General features: G+C 54.6%; 8 protein-coding genes, 1 other RNA gene and 1 pseudogene. 3 read left to right on the plus strand and 7 right to left on the minus strand.

Going from position 1 to position 21,813, the window contains the following annotated elements; all coding sequences use genetic code 11:
* Window positions 1–682: 682 nt before the first annotated feature.
* Entirely contained in the window at window positions 683–1,255 is a 573-nt protein-coding gene (gene hin / locus ACLJR2_RS18990; RefSeq protein ID WP_000190912.1) for a flagellar phase variation DNA invertase Hin, read from the minus strand.
* A 91-nt stretch (window positions 1,256–1,346) separates the two neighbouring features.
* Here hin and ACLJR2_RS18995 point away from each other — a divergent pair, with 91 nt between their 5' ends.
* The 3 genes and pseudogenes from ACLJR2_RS18995 to ACLJR2_RS19005 form a co-directional block, all read left to right on the plus strand.
* On the plus strand, window positions 1,347–2,849 hold the full coding sequence (locus ACLJR2_RS18995; RefSeq protein ID WP_000079789.1) for a FliC/FljB family flagellin: 1,503 nt from the start codon (window positions 1,347–1,349) through the stop codon (window positions 2,847–2,849).
* Window positions 2,850–2,916: 67 nt separating this feature from the next.
* Complete coding sequence (gene fljA, locus ACLJR2_RS19000; protein WP_000388873.1) at window positions 2,917–3,456, plus strand: phase 1 flagellin gene repressor FljA; 540 nt, start codon at window positions 2,917–2,919, stop codon at window positions 3,454–3,456.
* A 27-nt stretch (window positions 3,457–3,483) separates the two neighbouring features.
* A pseudogene (locus ACLJR2_RS19005) lies at window positions 3,484–3,705 on the plus strand (helix-turn-helix domain-containing protein); the annotation flags it as partial.
* 274 nt (window positions 3,706–3,979) lie between these two features.
* Here the strand turns inward: ACLJR2_RS19005 and ssrA are convergent.
* The 6 genes from ssrA to smpB all read right to left on the minus strand — a co-directional run bounded on the left by ssrA (window position 3,980) and on the right by smpB (window position 21,812).
* Window positions 3,980–4,342: a transfer-messenger RNA gene (ssrA, locus tag ACLJR2_RS19010) on the minus strand.
* A 71-nt stretch (window positions 4,343–4,413) separates the two neighbouring features.
* Window positions 4,414–5,577, minus strand: coding sequence for an HlyD family type I secretion periplasmic adaptor subunit (locus ACLJR2_RS19015; protein ID WP_000342601.1), 1,164 nt, complete (start codon window positions 5,575–5,577; stop codon window positions 4,414–4,416).
* A gap of 7 nt (window positions 5,578–5,584) precedes the next feature.
* Window positions 5,585–7,765, minus strand: a complete 2,181-nt coding sequence (locus ACLJR2_RS19020) for a type I secretion system permease/ATPase (RefSeq protein WP_000196141.1) — start codon at window positions 7,763–7,765, stop codon at window positions 5,585–5,587.
* Window positions 7,762–9,171: a TolC family outer membrane protein gene (locus ACLJR2_RS19025; RefSeq protein WP_000533868.1), complete on the minus strand. Its 1,410-nt coding sequence runs from the start codon at window positions 9,169–9,171 to the stop codon at window positions 7,762–7,764. Before ACLJR2_RS19025 ends, ACLJR2_RS19020 begins: the two co-directional genes overlap by 4 nt.
* Before the next feature lie 64 nt (window positions 9,172–9,235).
* Window positions 9,236–20,710, minus strand: coding sequence for a biofilm-associated protein BapA (bapA, locus tag ACLJR2_RS19030; RefSeq protein WP_001535045.1), 11,475 nt, complete (start codon window positions 20,708–20,710; stop codon window positions 9,236–9,238).
* Between the two features lie 619 nt (window positions 20,711–21,329).
* Entirely contained in the window at window positions 21,330–21,812 is a 483-nt protein-coding gene (smpB, locus tag ACLJR2_RS19035) for an SsrA-binding protein SmpB (RefSeq protein WP_001518569.1), read from the minus strand.
* Between the last annotated feature and the right edge of the window lies 1 nt (window position 21,813).

Raw genomic sequence — 21,813 nt, forward strand, 5'->3', positions numbered from 1 at the left:
TGACATTGTCGCAGTTGGCGATTTATTTTGAAGGGCGGCTGAATAATGTGATGACGCTGTAGAATTTTTAACGTGACACAGAATTCTGAACGCTCTCGCAGATCGTGTTCTGTGCAGACTTTCCGGCGTTAAATCCCGTATCACCTGCGAGCCTGGACTATCTCTGTGGTATCAACTCTGTAGTAATTTTGTCCCCTTCGTCTTCATTAACCAATGAAACCAGCTTTACGTTACCGTTCGAATGTTGCGAACGAACAGCTTCTTATGCGGATATCGTCACCGCTCTGCGATTTTTATAGCGCATTAGCCACACGATTTATTGGTTCTTGAAAACCAAGGTTTTTGATAACCAATGTTATGCCAGGCTTACCTGTGTCATCCAGGTTATCGACACTTGAGGCATAAACTTTACTATTTTTTCTGTCCGTAATTGCTTACATCTAACATTTTGATTAAAAAGCCTTTCCAGGTGAATACTGTGTCTGGTAGTGTTTTGAGCGATGTCGTCTATAGCTGGATGTAACATAGGCCTTATCGTGAGCGCGCTACACTATATAAGTTAATGCGTTGAATTTTTTCTCTTTTTAATTAGATGCTGTCTTTTTCGTATACCCTTCCGGTTTATTTATGCCATACGTCTGTATTACAAAAATGTTATATCCATCCTGTTGTAATTTTTATTTTAATTCATTCGTTTTTTTATGCGGCTTGCCGGAAAATATCTGTATAAGGTAGATACGCCAATACCAAAAATAATAGCTAGTTGCTGCCGAGGATGGCCTTTCTCTAATAGCCGGCTAATCTGTTCCTGTTCATGTTTGTTGATCGCTCGAGGGCGCCCTCCCAGTCGTCCTTGCGCTCTGGCGGCAGCCAGTCCGGCAAGGGTTCGCTCGACAATTAATTCTCGCTCCATCTCGGCCAGTGCTGACATTACATGAAAAAAGAATCGCCCCATCGCGCTACTGGTATCAATACTATCGGTTAAAGAATGGAAGTGAGCTCCACGTTCATGTAATTCTGATATTAACGCCACCAGGTTTTTCACGCTGCGGCCCAGTCTGTCTAATTTCCAGACGACAAGAGTATCGCCTTTATTTACATACTTTAACGCTCGTTTCAGGCCGGGGCGGTTTGCAATCTTGCCACTGATACGGTCCTCAAAAATGCGGTCACAATTTGCACTAGTAAGCGCATTACGCTGTAAATCGATATTTTGGTCAATTGTTGACACCCGAATATACCCAATAGTAGCCATGATTTTCTCCTTTACATCAGATAAGGAAGAATTTTAGTCGCTTTTCTCATGGGAGATTGCTTTATCAAAAACCTTCCAAAAGGAAAATTTTATGGCACAAGTAATCAACACTAACAGTCTGTCGCTGCTGACCCAGAATAACCTGAACAAATCCCAGTCCGCACTGGGCACCGCTATCGAGCGTCTGTCTTCTGGTCTGCGTATCAACAGCGCGAAAGACGATGCGGCAGGTCAGGCAATTGCTAACCGTTTTACCGCGAACATTAAAGGTCTGACTCAGGCTTCCCGTAACGCTAACGACGGTATCTCTATTGCGCAGACCACTGAAGGCGCGCTGAACGAAATCAACAACAACCTGCAGCGTGTGCGTGAACTGGCGGTTCAGTCTGCTAACAGCACCAACTCCCAGTCTGATCTCGACTCCATCCAGGCTGAAATCACCCAGCGTCTGAACGAAATCGACCGTGTATCCGGCCAGACTCAGTTCAACGGCGTGAAAGTCCTGGCGCAGGACAACACCCTGACCATCCAGGTTGGTGCCAACGACGGTGAAACTATCGATATCGATCTGAAGCAGATCAACTCTCAGACCCTGGGCCTGGATTCACTGAACGTGCAGAAAGCGTATGATGTAGATAGTAAGGCTGTGACAGTAGCTGCCAATTTAGATATTACTGATCTTAATAAAGACGCAGCCCTTAAAGCAGGCACTGGTGCTACAACAGGTACTGCAGCAATAAAAGATGGCAAAGTTTATTATGATAGTGCTAGCAAAAACTACTATGTTGAAGTTACCGGTCTGACCACCCCTGATGACGGTAAAAATGGCTTCTATAAAGTAAATGTCGCCGATGATGGTAAGGTGTCTATGACCGCTGGTACGGCTATGGAGGCGGGTAAACCAGCTGGTGCGGTAGAAGTAACAAAAACTCAGGAAGAAAAAAATCCATTACCATTATCAACAGATCTCAAAACCTCCCTTAAATCTGGCGGGATTACAGACCCAGAAATTGCTGCTGCCCAGGTTGTCAAAATGTCTTACACCGATAAAAATGGTAAGACGATTGATGGCGGTTACGCTGTAAAGGTGGGCGATAATTACTATGCCGCTACCCAGAAAAAAGATGGTAGCTTCAGTGTTAACACCACGTCTTACACCGCAGCTGACGGTACTACCAAAACTGCCCTGAACCAACTGGGTGGCGCAGACGGTAAAACTGAAGTCGTTTCTATTGACGGTAAAACCTACAATGCCAGCAAAGCCGCTGGTCATGATTTCAAAGCACAGCCAGAGCTGGCGGAAGCAGCCGCTAAAACCACTGAAAACCCGCTGCAGAAAATTGATGCTGCTTTGGCGCAGGTGGATGCGCTGCGTTCTGACCTGGGTGCGGTTCAAAACCGTTTCAACTCCGCTATCACCAACCTGGGCAATACCGTAAATAACCTGTCTTCTGCCCGTAGCCGTATCGAAGATTCCGACTACGCTACCGAAGTCTCCAACATGTCTCGCGCGCAGATTCTGCAGCAGGCCGGTACTTCCGTTCTGGCGCAGGCTAACCAGGTCCCACAGAACGTGCTGTCTCTGTTACGTTAATTTATTTCGTTTTATTCAGCCCCGTGAATCCGGGGCTTTTTCATTCAGCATAGATGAATATATCTTTATGGAATGTATAGCTGTAAATGATATTTCCTACGGGCGAGAGGCTGAAATATGGCCGCGGGATTATTCTATGCTTGCTCGTCGAGTTCAATTTCTACGTTTTAATGATATCCCTGTTCGACTGGTGAGTAATAATGCCCGGATAATCACAGGCTACATTGCGAAGTTTAATCCGAGGGAAAATTTGATTCTGGCTTCGGATAAACCTAAAGGAAATAAGCGCATTGAAGTTAAATTAGAGTCTCTGGCAATTCTTGAAGAATTATCAGGTAATGACGCTTTTAATCTTTCGCTGGTGCCGGCTGACGAATTTAATCTTCAGCAATATACTCCATCAAGAAGAGATTATTTCTCGATTTGCAATAAGTGCTATAAACAGGGAGTCGGTATCAAAATCTATATGAAGTATGGACAGGTTTTGACTGGCAAAACGACAGGCGTAAATGCGTGTCAGGTTGGTGTGAGGAAATCCAATGGCAATCATATGCAAGTTATGTTTGACTGGGTGAGCAGGATCACGTCTTCGGACTACGCTGAATAACGCCTACGGTAATAAAAAATTCCGTGAGAAAATATTGCTCCTGGAGGAACAGAGACCATTCGACAGCGCATAGATAGTTTCGCCGCTGCTCGTGCCACTACGGCCAGGACGCTTAAAGCACCTGACAGAAAAGAATTGATCATTAAGCTTCGCAAAGAAGGTCTGCTGAATCTTCGTAAATCTATGGATACCGTAGCCCAACATCCTGGCGTCTCACGGGCAACTGCTTATCTTTATGCTCGACAGTCTGACTGCGAGCTTTGCCCCAGCCAGGCAGGACTCTCAGTGAGTGTTCTATTTTCTTTGACTCTCGTATTCCAATTCTTTCGGGAGTTATTGGTGAGACTTTTGGCGTTTTGCCCTGTCACCCATTGCGCAGCCGCTTTACCCACCGCGTCATTTGACTCCAGTGTCCGTAAGGTTCTCTGCAATCCTCACCAGGCGGCAATGGACGTAAAAAAGCCCGCAGAGCTTGTGCTATACGGGCTTAGTAGACTTTACTGAACTTCAGTACATCAATATTTGGTGGAGCTGGCGGGAGTTGAACCCGCGTCCGAAATTCCTACATCCTCGGTACTACATGCTTAGTCAGTCTTTACATTCGCCTGGCACCTGCGGACGGACACGCCACTACCAGACTAGCCTGATTCGTTTTAACGCTTCAACCCCAGGCAGGGCATCCGCGCGATCTCTTTTGGGTTTGACCTCTCTTGATCCCCGTCCTAAGAGCGGAGGCTAGGGAGAGAGGGCTCTAAGCAGGTTATTAAGCTGCTAAAGCGTAGTTTTCGTCGTTTGCGACTATTTTTTTGCGGCTTTTTACGAGGCCAACCGCCCCTCGGCATGCACCTTGGGTTTCGCAAATCCCGTCGAATCCAGAATCAGCCCCAATGTGTAAGGTAAGTATAACAGACTTGTGACATGCGTGACCAGCCCCCGTATCTTCTTATCTTCAACGATTTACCGCTCGCGCAGCGCTTCTTTCGCGCGATTAAACGGTTTGATTAAATAGTCGACAATGGTTTTTTCACCGGTTTTGATATCCACCGTGGCGATCATGCCTGGAACAATCGAAAAACGGCGTCCTGATTTATTTTGTAGATAGTCCTGGTGGGTGCGGATAAACACGCGATAGTAGAAAATTTCCGGTTTCACTTTATCCTGAATGGTGTCCGGTGAAATGGTCTCCACCACGCCGTCAAGCCCGCCGTAAATGGCGTAATCGTAAGCAGTAATTTTAACCAATGCGCGTTGGCCGGGATGAATAAAGGCGATATCACGCGGCGAAAGGCGGGTTTCAATCAGCAGACGATCGTCTACCGGCACTATCTCCATCATCTCGCCGTTAGGCGGGATCACGCCGCCAATCGTCGTGACCTGGATATTTTTAACAATGCCGCGTACCGGCGAACGCACGGTGAGGCGGGTGACGGAATCCTCGCGTCCTTTTAAAATGGCGGAGAGCATATCGACCTCAGCGTTCGCTTTCGATAACGCTTCGCGTGCCTGCACATAATATTGTGAGCGCAGATCGGTAATTTTTAAGCCTAAATCGCTTTTTTGTCGTTGCAGGCGTAGCACTTCAACATGACTGGCCGCGCCGCTTTTCTCCAGCCGCTGGGTAATGGTCAGCTCTTTATTAACCGACGCCAGCGCATCCCGTAGCTCGGCTTCGGTATCGGCCAGCTGTGCGCGGCGGCTTTTATAGAGACGCGTCTCTGCGGCAATCAGATCCGGCCAGCCGTTCAGCTCAGCGGGGAAGGCGAGAGGTAAGTCGCTGACTTCCGCAGTTAACCGTGCGCTGGAGGCGAGTGAAGCTCGATATTTTGCCGCACTTTCACCCACATTGGACGCCAGACGCGTCGGATCAAGCCGGGCGACAATCTGGTTAGCCTGAACTCTGTCGCCTTCCCGCACCGTCAACTGCGCCAGAATGCCGCCATCCAGCGACTGCAGAACCTGTTCGCGTGAACTGGGGATCACTTTCCCGTTGCCGGTGGAAACCTCATCCAGTCGGCCAAACCACGCCCAGATGCCGAGAATGAGAAATAACAGTGAGCAGATCAGAACAATACGACCCGCGCCGGAAAACGCCCGTTCACGCTGAATATCGGGATCGTCCATCGCGGCATCATGCTGATTGATTTTCATTTTTCCACTCCCGACGGTGACTTTGCATCCGATCCGCGTTAAGCGCCTGCGCTTTTGGCGCATCCATCACCAGTTGTCCTTCTTTCAGGACAACGACACGCTCAACCAGCTCCAGTATTGGTACCCGGTGCGTCGCGACGACCAGGGTTCGATTGCCAAGCCACTGATGTAACCGCTGAATAAACTCTCGTTCCGTATGCTCGTCCAGCGAGGCGCTGGGTTCGTCAAGTAGCACAATATTGGGGGAGCGCAGCAGCATTCTCGCCAGCAACAGGGACTGACGCTGCCCGCCGGACAGGCCGTTACCACCCTCCATAATGGGATGATCCAACCCTTTTGCCAGCCGCCTGACGAAGACGGCGCCGCCGCTGACTTCGAGCGCGTCAAAAATCTGTTCATCGTTGGCGTGCGGCGCGCCGAGCGTCAGGTTCTCTCGTAGGGTGCCGAAGAAAAGCCGCGCGTTCTGGCTAAGAAAGCCGATGTTGCGGCGTAAATCCGCCATATCGATGTGCGACAAGCTGAGATTATCAAGCCGGGCATCTCCCTGAATCATCTCCAGGCCGCCCGCCATCGCCTGTAAAAGTGTGGATTTACCCGCACCGTTACGCCCCAGTATCGCAATCCGCTCGCCTGGCATGATCTCCAGACGCACGAGGCGCAGCGGTATGCGTTGATCGTCGTTATGGTAACGAAACTGAGCGTTTTCAAAGAGGTAATGCCCGTGGAGGATGTCGCGGTGTATCAGGCTATCGTCATGCTGTGTCTCAGTGGGCAGTTGCATAATGTTGTCGAGACCCATCTTCGCCGCTTTCACCTGCTGCCAGCGCGCCAGCACGCCGCACAGGTTAGCCATTGGCGCGATCATCCGTGAGCCGAGCATCGACGCGGCGACCACGGCGCCGGTAGTCATACTGCCTTCAATGACCATCGGCGCGCCGAACATAATCACTGCGGCATACACCAGACTTTGTACCGACATCCCCCAACTGATAAGCCTTTGCGTGAGTTTGCGGGTGCGTAGACCCGACTCGCCGGTAATACGGATATAGCTATTCCACTGCTGAAGAAAGCGGTTCTCCGCCTGCATCAGTTTAATATCTTCCAGCCCCTGAACGCTTTCGACCAAGACTGCATTGCGTAGCGTCGCTTCGTGGGCGGCTTGGTTGGCGAGGACAGCCAGTTTTTTTTGCAGTGCGACGCCCGGCAGGATCATCAGCAGAGCCGCCACGGGCGCTATCCATGCCAGCGGTGGGGCAATAATCGCCAGGACTACCATAAACAGGAAAAAGAAAGGCAGATCGACAATGGTCGCCAGCGTTGAAGAGGTAATCATCTCGCGGATCTGCTCCAGTTCGCGTAACTGCGAGATAAAACTGCCGGTGGAACGGGGGATAGCGCTGTTGCGCAGCCTTAACGCATGACCGAATACCCGATCGGAAATGCGCATATCGGCGCGTTTACCGAGCACGTCCATAATGTGCGTACGCGCTTCACGCAGCAGAAAACCGAACAGCACCGCTACCAGCACGCCGAAGGAGAGCACGTACAGGGTAGGATATGACTGAGCGGGGATCACTCGATCGTAAACCTGCATAGAGAACACAATCCCGGCCAGCGACAGCACGTTAATCAGAAAGGCGGCGACCATTACCGGTAAATAAGGGCGAATATCCTGCAGAACCAGCTCGCGCATCCAGTCGGGTTTAAAGCGGGAGATATAGCGATCGACGCGGCTATCCTTGAGCGCCGATAGCGGGCGTAGCGCGGCAACATAGAGGATCTCCGGCAATAACTCGCTGAGCGTCAGGCGGTTACGCTGACCCTCTTCTTCAATCACAAAAACGTCTACCGCATCTTCGCCATTAACATGCTCGATGACCAATAACTGCCCGTCCCGGAGCTCGACAACCAACGGCAATCGCCACTGACTAAATGCCGTTTTGTCTATGTCCGGCGCATGAAAGGATAAACCCGCCTGCCGCGCGAGCTGCGTTAAGGCGGTCGTTCTGCTTTTACCCCTAAACCACGGGGCGTTGGCCTGAATTGAACCGGGAGAACAGGCAACGCGATAATGACCGGCGACATGGCTGATGGCCTGCGCCCATTGGCTTAGCGCGCGCTCACTGAGTACCTCTTCTACATCGGGGGCGGCGCGGGTCATGGCTGGATCTCCACGGATTGAATGCTGCGATGATTTAACGCGAACGCCTGACGAAGCGCGCCGGTGTTATACAGACAGTTCAGTTGCAACTGATGCAACTGGCTTTCCGTTTGCAGTTCGGCAAAACGCGCCTGGTAAACTTCCTGCTCCGCATTAAGCACGTCGAGCAGCGGGCGGGAACCGAGGTCAAGGTATTGTTGCTGATACAGTTCGCGCGTACGTTCGCTAAGCTGCTGTTGCCGACGAAGGATTTGTAACGCGCTGGCAAGACTCATTGCCTGGCTGCGCGCCTCCATTAGTTTCTGGCGGACATCAAGCCGGGTGCGCTGAATGGTCGACTGAGCCGCGTCTACCGCATGGCTGGCGGCGTTGCGTCGGGCAGTCAGCCCTCCGCCCTGGTAAAGCGGCATCTCAACTTTTACCCAGGTGGAATACTGGGTTTTATCCAGTACTTCATGACTGGGATATTTATCATTAAGATAATGTTGTACGGAAGGTTCGAGCGAAATCGTCGGCGTCATTTGCGCGCTGGCATAGTCCAGATTCGCCCGCGCAACGTTGGCCTGCGCCCAGGCGGCCAGTACCGCAGGCACCAGCCGATCGTCGGGAGTCGCCGTCTCACAGCTGCGAGCAAGTTTCGCCGGGAAGTCATTATTGATGCCGTTAAGCGAATTCCAGCCCAGCCAGCTCATCAGTGAGGCTTTCGCACTGTCGAGATTGGCCTGATACTGCGCCAGTTGCGAGCGGGCGGATTCGATTCTGGCTTCGGTTTGCACTACGTCAGATAGCGACGTAGCGCCTTCATCGCTGCGCTGCCGGATAAGTTTACCGATGCTGTCCAGCGCGACGAGCTGTTCTTCCGCCGCGTCTACCATTTGCTGCCAGCTCTGCGTTTGTACAATAGCGTTGGCGGTTTCGTGCGCGACGGTATCAATACTGAGCAACACATTGGCCTGTTGCTGCGCTGCGCCTGCGGTTTCGGCGCGAACCTGGCTTGCCACTTTGCCGAAGTCATAAAGCATTTGCGATACCGACAGCACCAGCGAGGGACTATACCCGTGATCGGTGTAGGTATTGCTGTACCCATTGTTCACACCAGCGCTGACTTGCGGATAATATTTCGATTTGGCGACCTCTATTTGTTCATTCTGTGCGAGCAGTTTGCCGACGGCTTCGCGAATAGAAGGATGCCAGCTAACGGCGCGATTGACCGCGTCATTAAGCGTCAGGTTGCCCGGCGCGGCGGCGCTGAGCGGCAACTCAGCGGCGGAGCCATCCAGCGAAGGAAGCATCTGGTCCGTTGCTAATCCTTCGGATGTAATCATTGGCGGCGCTTCTGCGCCCCGGGGCTGGTGATGAAACAAAGCAAATGCCAGTACGATGGCGACAGGCGCGACTCTTCCCATAGTTTATCCCTTTTAAATATCACCGCTTGTTGCCCCGAACGTCGTGGCGTTCGGGGCTTTTTTATCAACCGCCGGTTATCAGGTGGTTGTTCTGCAACAGATCATTTAGCGTGAGCTGCACATTCTCCAGAGTGACAAGGTCGGTTGATTTAAACGCGCTGCCGGCGCCGTCGCGATCGACGGATATCACCGTATTGGCGCCGCTGGTATGAACCTGAACAAAGTTACCGAGCGTCGCCGCCTGGTGATCCCAGCCGGTCAGCAGTTCGTGGATATCGATCTTGTCGCCCTGCGCGGTAGAGAAGTTTTGCCAGCGATCGGCGCCGTTGCCGCCGGTCGCGTCCGCGCCGTTTAACAGGTGGTAAATCAGCGTATCGCCATAGGCGGAGCCGATGAGAACATCGTTTTGGTTGGTACTGACGATTTGCGGCGCCATATCAATGGTCAATGTGGCGCTATCCGTATGACCCATCTTGTCATCCAGTTGATAGGTAAAGACCTCTTTACTGGTGATGGACGACATCGCGACGCCATTATTCAGGGTGTAGGTGTAAGCGCCATCGAGGTTAATTTGCAATGTGCCGTAATGTCCCTGAATCGTGGCGCTGGTGGTATTCGCCGCGGCGTCCAGCGTGGCGGCGCTGCCGTTATACCCGCTAATGCTCAGGCGGGTATTCACCGTATTAAGCTGATCCATCGCCCCCGCCGCATCGCTGCCGTCAAAAATATTGCCGAGAACGGTATGCGTTCCGGACGTTTCAAAATTATCCAGATCGACGGTGGTGCCGATGACGCGTGGCGTGATCGTCGCCGCCCCGGCCAGGGTATTGGTGCCGGTAAAGTTAAGCGTGTACGTTCCGGCATCCAGCTCCAGGCCGCTCAGGTTGACGGTCACCGTCGCGCTGCCCAGCGTGATATTCGCCACCGGAACGGTTCCGTTGCGTATGACGGTCCCGTTCTCCTGAATGGCCCAGCTAATATTCAGATTGCCCAGCGTAATGAGCGTGGAGACATCAAAGACCAGTGACGCGCCTTTAAGTACGGTGCCCGTTGCAACGTCAAAGGTGCCGCTCCCGCTGCCCGATTTGCCGAGTAGCCCCCAACTGGCGCTGCCGACGCTGGAGTCCAGCCAGGCAGCGGTATCCTGAAGCGTGGCGACGCTAAGGGTATCGCTGACATCATTAATCGCATCCAGCGCCCTGGCGGTTGGCGTGATATTGAGCGAGGCCGTATCGGTATCGCCGTTTGGCGCTTTGACCGTATAGATAAAGCTGTCCGGCGTTTTAATGCTGTCGGCGCCGACGCCGTTCTTCAGCGTGTAGGTATAGTTGCCTCTTGCGTCAATGATGAGCGAGCCATACAACCCGTTTACCTCCGTCGTGCCGGTCGCCGCAATCGCCACGCCATTTACTTCAGTGAGGAGGGCGTCCGTAGGGGCGACATCATTGGACAGTACGTTGCCGGTGGTGTTGGCGGTGATACTGTCAACGGCATAGGTGTGGTCCTGAGAAATCGCCAGCGTATAGCCAGTGAGGACGCTAATGCCGCTGGCGGTATTCAGCACGAACAGGTATTCGCCGCCAGGCAACGTCAGGGTCAGCGGCTGGGACTGTCCGGCTAACAGCAGGGTGTTAATCCAGCCCTTTTGCACCCGGAACTGCTCATATTGCTGAATGGCATCGTTGAAGCGATAAACGTACAGATCGAACGTGGAAACCAGTGAGACGCCGCCGACGGTTCCCTGTAACGTCATGGTTCGCGTAGCGCCTTCTTCAACGTTAAAGATGATCGGATTAGTCATATCATCAAGCAGATTCGCGTTCAGTACATTACCAAGTCCGACGCTTAATACCGTGACGCCGCTTTGCGTCGAGGGACCGTTGTTGACGTAGCTAACGTGAGTATCAAAGACCAGCGAGGCGTTATTGTCTGTCGCTATCACGCTGCCCGGTACAGGCGCGGGACCCAGATTGATAACCAGTTGCGCGGCGCTGCTACCGACGCCATTCTGGGTGATGATGTAGGTGAAGCTCTCTTTATGTCCGTATCCTGCCGTGGGCTTAGTCAGCGTGTAGGTGTAACTGCCATCCTGATTAATGTGCAGCGTGCCGTATTGCCCCTGGATATCCACGCCGCCCGCGCCGACCGGCGTACTGACGCCGTTGGCGTTGGTGATGGCGGTGACCGTGGTGCCCGTCGGCGCGGTATCATCAGCCATGACGTTGCCGGTACTGATGGTTGGCCCGCTAATAATACCTGCGCTGGTCTGGTGTACGTCGACATCCAGGCTGGTATATGACCCGGTGGCGAGCAGGCTGGTGTTATAAGTGAGTACCCGGTACTGGCCTTCGCCCAGGCCGCTCAGGTTCAGGGTAACGCCGCTCCCGGTCAGGGTAAGCAAATTCGCGAAGTCGCCAACGGCGGTGTTGACGATCGTCGTCCAGGCGCCGAGGCTGGTGTCGTAGCGCTGTACCACAATCTCCTGAGTACTGAGCAGCGAAAGCACGATTCCCGTTGCGGCGGCATCGATGGTGACGTCGCCCGTACCACCTTCAGCAATGGTGAACTCAACCTGAGCGGTATCGTTACCCAAAACCGAGGCGACATTGCCAAGCGCGCCAACCAGCAGCAGGCCGTAATCCGAATAGTTTTGCGTGCTGGTGACGGCGGTCGAAGTCAGATCAAGACTGGTGATGTTATCCCTTGCCGCCAGCGGCAGAACCGGCGCGGTAATGCCTAACGCGCCGGAGGCATTACCCGCAGCGTCAGTGGCCGTCACGTTAATGAGCTGACCTTCAATTTGTTTTGTCGGCAAGGTGAGAGACCATGCGCCGTTGCTGCCGGCGGTGGTGGTGAGCGTCACGCCGCCCGCCAGCGTGACGGTTACGGTGCTGTTTGCCTCTGCCAGCCCGGAAAGTGAACCGCCGTCGGCGCTGAGCGTACCTGACGGCGTACCGGGCGCCAGCGTATCGACAATCACCGTCGCGGCGGTGGAGACGCTGCCTGTACCGTTGGCGTTAGTTGCGGTGGCGGTAAAGGCGTGGCTGCCTTCGGTCAAATTACCTGTCGGGGTAAAGCTCCAGTTTCCGCTGGCGTTCGCCGTGGTGGTGCCGAGCAGCGCCCCGTTGTTATAAATGCTCACCGTGGCGCCCGCCTGAGCGGTACCATTCAATGTGGGTTGTGCGTCATTAGTGACCTGACCGTTGGCGATAGCGCCGGTATAAATACCCACATCATCCACTACGTTGGTGATGATCGGTGCTTCCGGCACGCGCGTATCGGGCGCGGTAAATCCGGCGGCAATGCCTGTGTTGCCTGCTTTATCCTGGGCAAATGCCAGTAGCGGCTGACCATTGGTCTGCGCGGGCGTGAGTGTGGCGGTGAAGCTGCCTGTACCGTCGGCGGTGGCGGTTCCCAGTACCACACCAGTCTCAGAGGTAATCGTCACTGTACTGCCTGCTTCCGCGGTGCCCGTCACCCGATTACCGGTAGCATTGATGACCAGGTTGCCGGGCGCGCCGGGCGCAATGGTATCCACGATAATCGTTGTCGATGGCGAAGCGGCGCTAATGTTGCCAGCCGCATCGGCGGCGCTAACGCTATAGGCGTGACTTCCCTGGCCGAGCGCGGCGGTTGGCGTCCAGCTCCAGTTGCCGCTGGCATTGGCGTTCACGGTCGCGACCAGCACGCCATTATCGAAGATGCTTACCGCGCTGTTGGCTTCCGCGGTACCGTTGAGCGTCGGCTGTGTGTCGTTGGTCGATTGTCCATTGCCAATGGCGCCGGTATTGTTCGGGACATCATCAACGATGCTGGTTATAAGCGGAACCGTTGGCGCAAGGGTATCGACCACGATAGTAAAACCGCTGGTGGCCGGGCTAACGTTGCCTGCCGGGTCGGTGGCGGTCACTGTTAATATGCGCGTGCCGTCGTTTAACCCTGTCGTCGGCGTGAAGCTCCACGCGCCGCCCGCGTTAGCCGAGGTGACGCCAAGCAGAGTGTTGCCATCATAGATACTGATCACGCTGCCCGCTTCGGCAGTGCCGTTCAGCGTGGGGCGGTTATCATTGGTTATCTGACCATTAGCGAGATTTCCTGTGACCCCGCCCGCGACGTCATCCACTACGGACGTCAGGATCGGCGTTTGCGGCGCGGTGGTATCGACCGTCAGGGTGAAAGCCGTACTGTTCGGGCTGCTGTTTCCTGCGGCATCGGTGGCCACGGCGGTGATGACGTGCGTTCCGCTTGCCAGCGTTGAGGTGGAGACGCTCCACGCGCCGTCAGGCTGAGCCGTTGTCGTGCCAATGACCGTGCCATTTTCATAGAGCGTGATCGTGGCGCCGGCTTCTGCGGTGCCGCTGAAGGTTGGCGTAGGATCGTTGGTATTTTGGCCGTTCGCGATCGTGCCGAGGCCTGGCGCCTGATCGTCACTGACTGATGTGATTACCGGCGTCAGCGGCGGCGTGGTATCGACAACGAAATTAACGCTGTCTGAAACGGGACTGGCGTTGCCTGCGGCATCAACGGCAATGACGGTAATTACATGGTTGCCCGTCGCCAGAGAGGCATCAGGCGTGTAGCGCCAGCTACTGCTATTGTCGGCGGGAATTTCAGCCAGCAGCGTGCCGTTATCGTAGAGACGAATAGCTGTGTTGGCTTCACGGGTGCCGCTAATGACAGGGCGCGCCTCGTCTGTGATCTGTCCTGAACTCAGATTGCCGGTAATGGGGCCCGTACCGTCGTAGACCGTATCAATAACAGGCGCGGCGGGAGCCGTGGTATCAATAGTAAACGAGCGTATTTCGGACGCGGCGCTGGTATTGCCTGCCGCATCGGTTGCTGTCGCCGTCAGGTTCCAGACGCCCGCGCCCAGCGAGGTAGACGGTGTAAAACTCCAGCTACCGTTGGCCTGAACTTGCGCCGTGCCGACCAGCGCGCTGCCATTATAAATCGAGATGGTTGCACCCGCCTCACCGGTACCCGAGAGTGTTGGTCGGGTTTCGTTCGTCGAGCCGCCGTTGGGGACGATGCCCGTTACCGGCGCCGTATTATCTGCCACGCTGGCGATAACCGGCACGGCGGGCGGTGTGGCGTCAATCGTCAGCACAAATCCACTGGACACCGCGCTGCTATTACCCGCCGGATCGGTGGCGCTAAGGGTGAACGTGTGGCTACCGTTTGCAAGCGGCGTCTGCGGCGTGAAACTCCACGTGCCGTCGCTATTCACCGTCGTGGTACCGATGGACGCGGGATTACCGTCAAGATAGACATTAATCGTCGCGCCTGCCTCTCCGCGCCCGTTCAGGGTGGGCGTCGCATCGTTCGTTAGCTGCCCGCTTACCAGGTTGCCGGTAATACCGGGCTGGTCATCCACGACGGAGGTGAGAACCGGGATCGCCGGAGGCGTAATATCGACCACGATCGTCCACGGCGCGGAGACCGCGCTGGTATTGCCCGCCGGATCGGTAGCGCTAACCGTCAGATTATGGCTTCCCTCTGACAAATTGCGGGGCACCGGGAAGGTCCAGCTACCGTTTTCGCCTACCTGAGCCGTGCCAAGCGGCGTACCGTTATCAAAAATGGTGATTGTTACGCCAGGTTCGCCAGTTCCGTTCAGTATTGGCTGCCGATCGTCGGTGGATTGCCCCGGTAACACCGGAACGGTCGGTTGATTGTTATCGTCAATCACGGACGTGATAACCGGCACATCTGGCGCCTGCGCGTCAATGTTCAGCGTAAAACCGTCCGAAGGCTGGCCGCTATTGCCGGCGGGATCGGTCGCTACGGCGGTAAAGATGTGCGCGTTGCTCTCCAGCGGCGCGTTCGGGGTGAAGCGCCAGTTGCCGCTTTGATCTACCGTGGCGGAACCGATTTCTACGCCGTTATCCAGAATGCGGATGGTGGCGCCTGCTTCTCCCGTTCCGTTGAGCGTCGGGCGTGAATCATTGGTGAGCGCGCCGTTATCCAGCGTACCGGTCATGCCGGGGACATCATCCGTTGCGCTGGTAATAACCGGTTGCGCCGGCGCGCTAAGATCGACAGTGATCCCGACCGGTGCGGACAGGCCGCCCGGGCCATTCGCATTGGTTGCCTGGACGGTAAAGTAATGTGTACTTTCACTTAATGGCGTCGCCATCTCAAAGATCCAGTTCCCGCTGGCGTCAACGGTGGCAAAGCCTGCCGAATCGCCATCAATGAAAACTTCAACGGTAGAGCCGATATCCGTGGTGCCGCGCAGCGTCGGCGTGGTGTCGTCCGTGGCGCCGCCCGCCGCAATATTCCCCTGTACGCTCCCGACATCATCTTCAATTGCCGTGATGGCCGGGACGGTGGGCAGACCGCTGTCGGAAGCGGGAAAATTCGTAGCCGGGCCGTTATTCCCCGCGCGATCGATAGCAATTGCTGTCAGCGTACCGCCATCGGTTTGCGCCGGACTGAGCGTAACGACGAATTCACCGGTGCCATTAGCGACAGCGCTGCCGACCAGGGTGCCATCGGCATGGTGAATTTCAACGGTAGCGTAAGGATCGGCAAGTCCGGTGACGCGCGTGCCATCGTCGTCCACCGTCTGGACTGTTGGCGCGGGCGGGGCGGTGATATCCACGGTAATGATGATCGGCTGGGTTTGCGCCGTGGTATTTCCAGCGTCGTCAGTCGCGCTGAAGGTTAGCGCATGGCTGACTTCTGACAATTCGGGCGTATTGAATGTCCAGACCCCGTCGGTAACGAGCGCCGTCCCGATTGCCACGCCATTGTCGTAAATCGTGACGGTGCTGCCGTTTTCGCCGCTGCCGTTGATAGTCAACGTCCGATCGTTAGTAAAGGCGCCATCGGTTAATGGCCCGGTCACTGGCGCAATATCGTCAAGGATCTCATTGACGACGGGCGGCTGCAACGGAACGGTGTCGACGGTGAAGGTAAAGCTGTTCGATACGCCGCTGCTGTTTCCGGCGGCATCGGCGGCAATGGCGGTCAGGGTGTAGACGCCATCCGGCAACGCGCTGGTCACCGGCAGCGTCCAGGTACCGGTCTCATCGACGGTGACTACGCCCACGACACTACTGCCGTTATAGAGCGTGATCACGCTGCCGATGTCGCCAGTGCCGTGAATGACCGGTGTATTGTCGTCAGTGGTTGCGCCGCTGACAATAGTATCCTGGACTTCGCCGACGTTATCTTCGGCAAAAGTGATAACCGGATTGGCGGGCGCAGTGGTGTCTAGCGTAAAAGTGACTGAGGCGGAAGGTGGACTGATATTGCCCGCTCTATCGGTTTCCGTGACGGTAATGGTATAGGTTTCTGGCGTCAGTGCCGCAGGCGTAAAGTTCCAGCTACCGTTATCGCCTACCGTTGTGCGACCAATTTCACTGCCATTATTGTAGAGAATTATCGTGCTGCCGATCTCTCCCGTGCCGCTGAAGGTCGGCGTGGTATCGTTCGTTGCGCCATTATTGCCGATGTTGCCGATAACCGGCGCGACGTTATCGCTGATCAGCGGCGCGTCAGGCTGCGCTGGAGGCTGGGTATCAAGGGTAACGGAGAAAACGCTGGAGGTGGGGCTACTATTGCCTGCGGCATCCGTGGCGGTGGCCGTCAGGATGTTTAACCCTTCGCTCAGATTACGGGTTAGCGGATAGGTCCAGCTACCCTGTGGATTGACCTGGACGGTAGCCAGTTCTACGCCGTTATTGTACAGGGTGATGATGGTGCCGGGTTCGCCGGTGCCGCTGAGGGTCGGCATACGCTGATTGGTAATACTGCCGTTTGCCAGTAGCACCTCGCCTTCTCCGCCGGTGATGGCGGCTGACACGATCTGCGGCGCATCCGGCGCCTGGGTATCGATGCGTAGGGTAAAGCTGATGGATTCGGGACTTTCGTTCCCCGCCGGATCGTTGGCGCGAGCGGTCAGAAGGTGGTCGCCGTCGCCCAGCGCGGCAGGCGGCGTAAACTGCCAGCGCCCGTCCGTGCCGACCAGCGCCTGACCTATGGCATTGCCGTTATCGTAAAGGATGATTGTATCGCCTGCGGTGCCGCTACCGCTCAACCGGGGCTGGGATTCCTGGGTAATCTGATTGGTATCAATCGTATTTCCGTCGCCGTCAGCTACGCCGATAACGCCGGGAGCGGCAGGGGCCTGGGTATCAATGGTAATCGTAAAATCGGTCGAAAAAGGCGTGGTGTTGCCGTTACTGTCGCTGGCCGTCACGGTAAAGGTGTAGGTGTCGTCCGCCAGTGGCGAGGCCGTGGTGTAGGCGTAGCTCCAGACGCCGGAATTACCGACGATAATATCCGCTATCCGGGCGCCATTCTGATACAGGTGTACTGTGGAACCCGGTTCACCTGTACCGTTAATCGTTGGCGTGCTGTCGTTAGTGAGCCCCAGATGCGCGACGCTACCGAGAATACCCGGCGCATCATCTGTAATGAAGGTGATTACCGGTTGCTGCGGCGATTGCGTATCGACCACCAGGTCGAATGACGCGGCCGGACTGGCATTGCCTTTAGCGTCGGTTGCGATTACGGTCAGTCGATGCGCGCCTTCACCTAAATTTTGCGACGGCGTAAACGTCCAGGTGCCGTTGGGCTGTAGCGTGGCGAGTCCCAGCGAAACACCGTTATCAAAAATTTCGACACGCGCGCCAGCCTCCGCCGTACCGCTAAAGGTGGGGCGGTTGTCATTGGTGGTTTGTCCGTTAACCAGTGGCCCGGTGAAGCTTTCAACATCGTCCAGCACCTGAGTGATAATGGGCTTATCCGGGGCGGTGATATCGGGCGCTTGCGCTGTAGTTGGCGGGCTGACGTTGTTGGCGTTGTCGGTGGCGGTGACGGTAACCTGTTCGCCGTTGGTCTGTGCGGGGACGAGGGGAAGGGTAAAATGACCTTCGCCATCTGCTTTGCCGCTGCTAAGCGGCGTGCCGTCCGGCGTGGCGATCGTGATGGCGCTACCCGGTTCGGCGGTGCCGCTAATACTGGTGCCATCCTCACTAATTACCACGTTTTTCGGCATTTCCGGCGCGGTACTGTCCGGCGCGATAACCGTCGCGGCGGCGCTTTCGTTTTTCGCGACATCGGTGGCGGTAGCGATAAGCGCCTGGCCGTTAGTCTGCGCCGTATTCAGCGGAACGATAAATTGTCCGTTGCCGTTAGCGACGGCGCTGCCAAGTAGGGTGTTGCTACTGTCGCGGATAGTGACCGTTGCCCCGGCTTCCGCCTGACCGCTTACGGACAGACCGTCGGTCGCCACGGTAAGACCGTCCGGTGCCGCAGGCGCAGTTTTATCCGGCGCGTTCAGCGTTTCTACCGGACCGCTATTCGCGGCTTTATCGGTAACGCTAATGCTTAATGTTTCGCCGTTAATTTTCGCCGGGCTAATACCTATTGAGAAGGTGCCGTCGTCGCCTGCCGTTCCACTACCGAGCGTATTTCCCTGGCTGTCTTTGATAACCACAGTACTGCCAGCTTCCGTAGTGCCGGTAAGTCTGTCGCCGACGTCGCTAACCGCCAGGCCTTCCAGCACCGGTGGCTGCGTGTCGATATCAATGGTAAAGGAGACGGACTGCCCGCTGGTGCCGCGATCGTTGGTCGCGGTAGCGGTAAAGACATGGTCGCCATCGGCAAGTGCCAGCGAGGGGGTAAAGCTCCATTTGCCGTCAGCGTCAGCGACAATGGGCGGAAAGGTCGGTACAGGAAAGCCATTATCGTTAATCGATATCGTACTGCCTGGTTCGGCAATACCGCTGAGGGTTGGGCGGTTATCATCTGTGGCATCGCCATTTTTCAGTAGCCCGGTAACGGCGCCAGCGTCATCCGTCACGGTAAGGATAGTCGGCTGGGCAGGATACTGTGAATCAGAAGCGGTAAACTCCGTGGCGGGGCCGATGTTACCGACGGCGTCCTGAATACGCGCTTCCAGACGCTCGCCGTGGGTCTGAGCCGGATTCAGCGTGATGCTGAAGTGGTTATTTTCTCCGGTAATCGTGGAGCCCAGGTAATTTCCCGCCGGGTCATAGATCGACACGGTACTGCCAGCTTCAGCGGTGCCGCTAACGGTTGTGCCGTCTTTCGCAACATTATCAATGATAGCGGCGTCAGGCGGCGTGGTGTCCACAATGATAGTAGGCGTTGTCGTCACGCGGCTCGTATTTCCGGCTTTGTCGCTTTGTTCGACGGTAAAGGTATGTTCGCCATCGCTTAACGGCGTAGTCGGCGTAAAGGTCCAGCGTCCATTTTCGTCTACGGTAGCGCTGCCGATAACGGTTGAACCCTCTTTAATCGTGATGGTATTGCCTGCCTCTCCCTGCCCGGAAAATAGCGGTTTTGCCTCGTCAGTCCGGTCATTATTCTGTAGCGGCCCGGTGAGCAAACCGGTGTTATCGGCAATCAGTTCAACGCGTGGGGCATCGGGGCTGAGTGTGTCGATAGTCAGCGTAAAGCGGGCTGATTCGCTACTTTCGCCTTTAACGTTAGTCGCAATGGCGGTGAAATGATTTTCCCCATCCGCTAGCGCGCTGGTAATGGCAAAACGCCAGTTTCCGCTGGTATCAACCGTTGTGGAGCCTATTTCCTGACCATTGGCGTAAATATGGATGACTGTGCCTGCGCTGCCGGTTCCCTCCAGAGTGGGGGTATTGTCGTTCGTAAACTGGTTATTGCTCAGCGTGCCGGTGAGGGGAGCGGCATCATCGATAGCGGCGGTGATAGCTGGTATATCGGGGAGAGGAATGTTGGGCGCATCAATGGTTGCGGATGGGCCGGTATTGCCGGCATCGTCAGTCGCGGTCACGGTAAGTTGTTCGCCGCTAAGCTGTGGCGCTGTCAGATCAATACTAAATTTACCGTCGCTATCCGCTTTGCCCTCGCCAACGACGTTACCTGAAGGATCTTTGATGGTAATGGTACTGCCCGCTTCGGCCTCGCCGCTCACCGTTTTTCCGTCCGCTGAAATCAACAACTTGCCGGGAGCGAGAGGCGGGGTAGTATCTACAGGATTACTGCTACCTGGAGTATTGCCGTTAGGGTTACTGCCGCCGGGATTGCTGTTATCAGGGGGATTACCGTCAGGATTGGTGTTATCGGGGGGCGGATTATCGCCATCCGAATGATGGTGGGAATCGCCGCCGCCGGAAGACGCGATAGCGGCAATGCCGCCAGCCGCCACCGCGCCAGCCAGTACCCACGGCCAAACGGCACCGCCTGCTTCATGGGAAGCGCCAGAAGTGACCAGCAGCTCATTAATATCAGCGATTTGTTCAAAATGTAGCCCGGTTTGCGGATTTTCTACCCACCATAACGTGCCATCGTTTTCCGCCAGTACCAGCTGGCTTGCGCCCAGATCGTTGGTAACGTAAAAGTTTTTAATTGTGATCGTTTCGCCGGAATGGAGCGTCACCACCAGATCCTGATTAATGCGCGTAAGTTGACTAATTTCCTCCCGGGCCACTGATAATTTAACAATTGACGGGGCGTTAAGAGTGACCGCTGAGGATTCCACAGTGGTGGAGACGCCAGTCAATTTCGAAACCACGGCGAGTAGACGCATAAATCAGCTCCTGATGGATTTGCTCTGTGTATTAATTAACGGGCACGACGTTCAGGGCAAAATGCGTAGACGAGCCTTCCCGTTCATCATGAGAGATGAATTTCCGTAGCCATATTCTTTTTTATGAGCGTAGGTGAAGGTCTGGTTTTCTCGCCGAATAACCCTTTGTTTTTTGTGCCTGACTAGTGCTTTCGTATTAGATGATATAGTCAGAAAAAAATCTTTCTGCAAATTAAGATCTATTGATAAAGATGTTAGTGCGTCTGAAATATAACGGAGTTTGTGTTAAGGAGAGGTGGGGCAGGCTAACAACGCATGATGGTTTTTTATTTATCTTTATGTTTTATAATGAATTTTAATTTAATCTTCTTTTTCTTTTTTAACATAAAAACAATACCTTTTGTGAAGGTATTCAGCAATATTAAATTTTATAAAAATCATTTGAAGTATTGTGTTATTAGGCTATAAAAATTTTTTAAACAAAGAATATATTCTTGTTGTGGTGTGGTATTTATTGCTATTGATAAGCGTCAGACACAGAGAATATATTTTCGAGGCATGCATGAGATATGAATATTGACCAGCTTCATACTGAGAAGCTGGTCACAAAAAATGTCTATTATCGGCCTGCATTTTTCATAATGCGTGCTTTATCCAGTTGCCACTCACGTTCTTTAAGATCGGAACGTTTATCATGTTGTTTTTTACCTTTCGCCACGCCGATCTTCACTTTGCACCAGGCATTTTTCCAGTACAGAGAAAGCGCGACGACAGTATAACCTTCACGATTAATACGGCCATACAGCGAATCAAGCTCACGCTGATTTAACAACAGTTTGCGGGTTCGGGTTGGGTCGCATACAACATGTGTCGAGGCGACCGCCATCGGCGTAAAGTTTGCGCCAAACAGCCAGGCCTCGCCATCTTTGAGGATAACGTAACTGTCGCCGATATTGGCTTTTCCTGCGCGCAGAGATTTTACTTCCCAGCCTTGCAGGGCGAGACCAGCCTCGAACTCTTCTTCGATAAAGTATTCGTGCCGGGCGCGCTTATTCAGCGCGATGGTGGCTGAGCCCGGTTTATGTGCTTTTTTCTTCGTCATA

Source organism: Salmonella sp. SAL03688 (assembly GCF_046551895.1).
GTDB classification, from domain to species: Bacteria; Pseudomonadota; Gammaproteobacteria; order Enterobacterales; family Enterobacteriaceae; genus Salmonella; species Salmonella enterica.

Coding starts and splice junctions, on each gene's coding strand:
- ACLJR2_RS19015 (WP_000342601.1), bottom strand. CDS start 5,577: ATGGACGATCCCGATATTCAGCGTGAACGGGCGTTTTCCGGCGCGGGT.
- ACLJR2_RS19020 (WP_000196141.1), bottom strand. CDS start 7,765: ATGACCCGCGCCGCCCCCGATGTAGAAGAGGTACTCAGTGAGCGCGCG.
- fljA (WP_000388873.1), top strand. CDS start 2,917: ATGGAATGTATAGCTGTAAATGATATTTCCTACGGGCGAGAGGCTGAA.
- bapA (WP_001535045.1), bottom strand. CDS start 20,710: ATGCGTCTACTCGCCGTGGTTTCGAAATTGACTGGCGTCTCCACCACT.
- ACLJR2_RS19025 (WP_000533868.1), bottom strand. CDS start 9,171: ATGGGAAGAGTCGCGCCTGTCGCCATCGTACTGGCATTTGCTTTGTTT.
- smpB (WP_001518569.1), bottom strand. CDS start 21,812: ATGACGAAGAAAAAAGCACATAAACCGGGCTCAGCCACCATCGCGCTG.
- hin (WP_000190912.1), bottom strand. CDS start 1,255: ATGGCTACTATTGGGTATATTCGGGTGTCAACAATTGACCAAAATATC.
- ACLJR2_RS18995 (WP_000079789.1), top strand. CDS start 1,347: ATGGCACAAGTAATCAACACTAACAGTCTGTCGCTGCTGACCCAGAAT.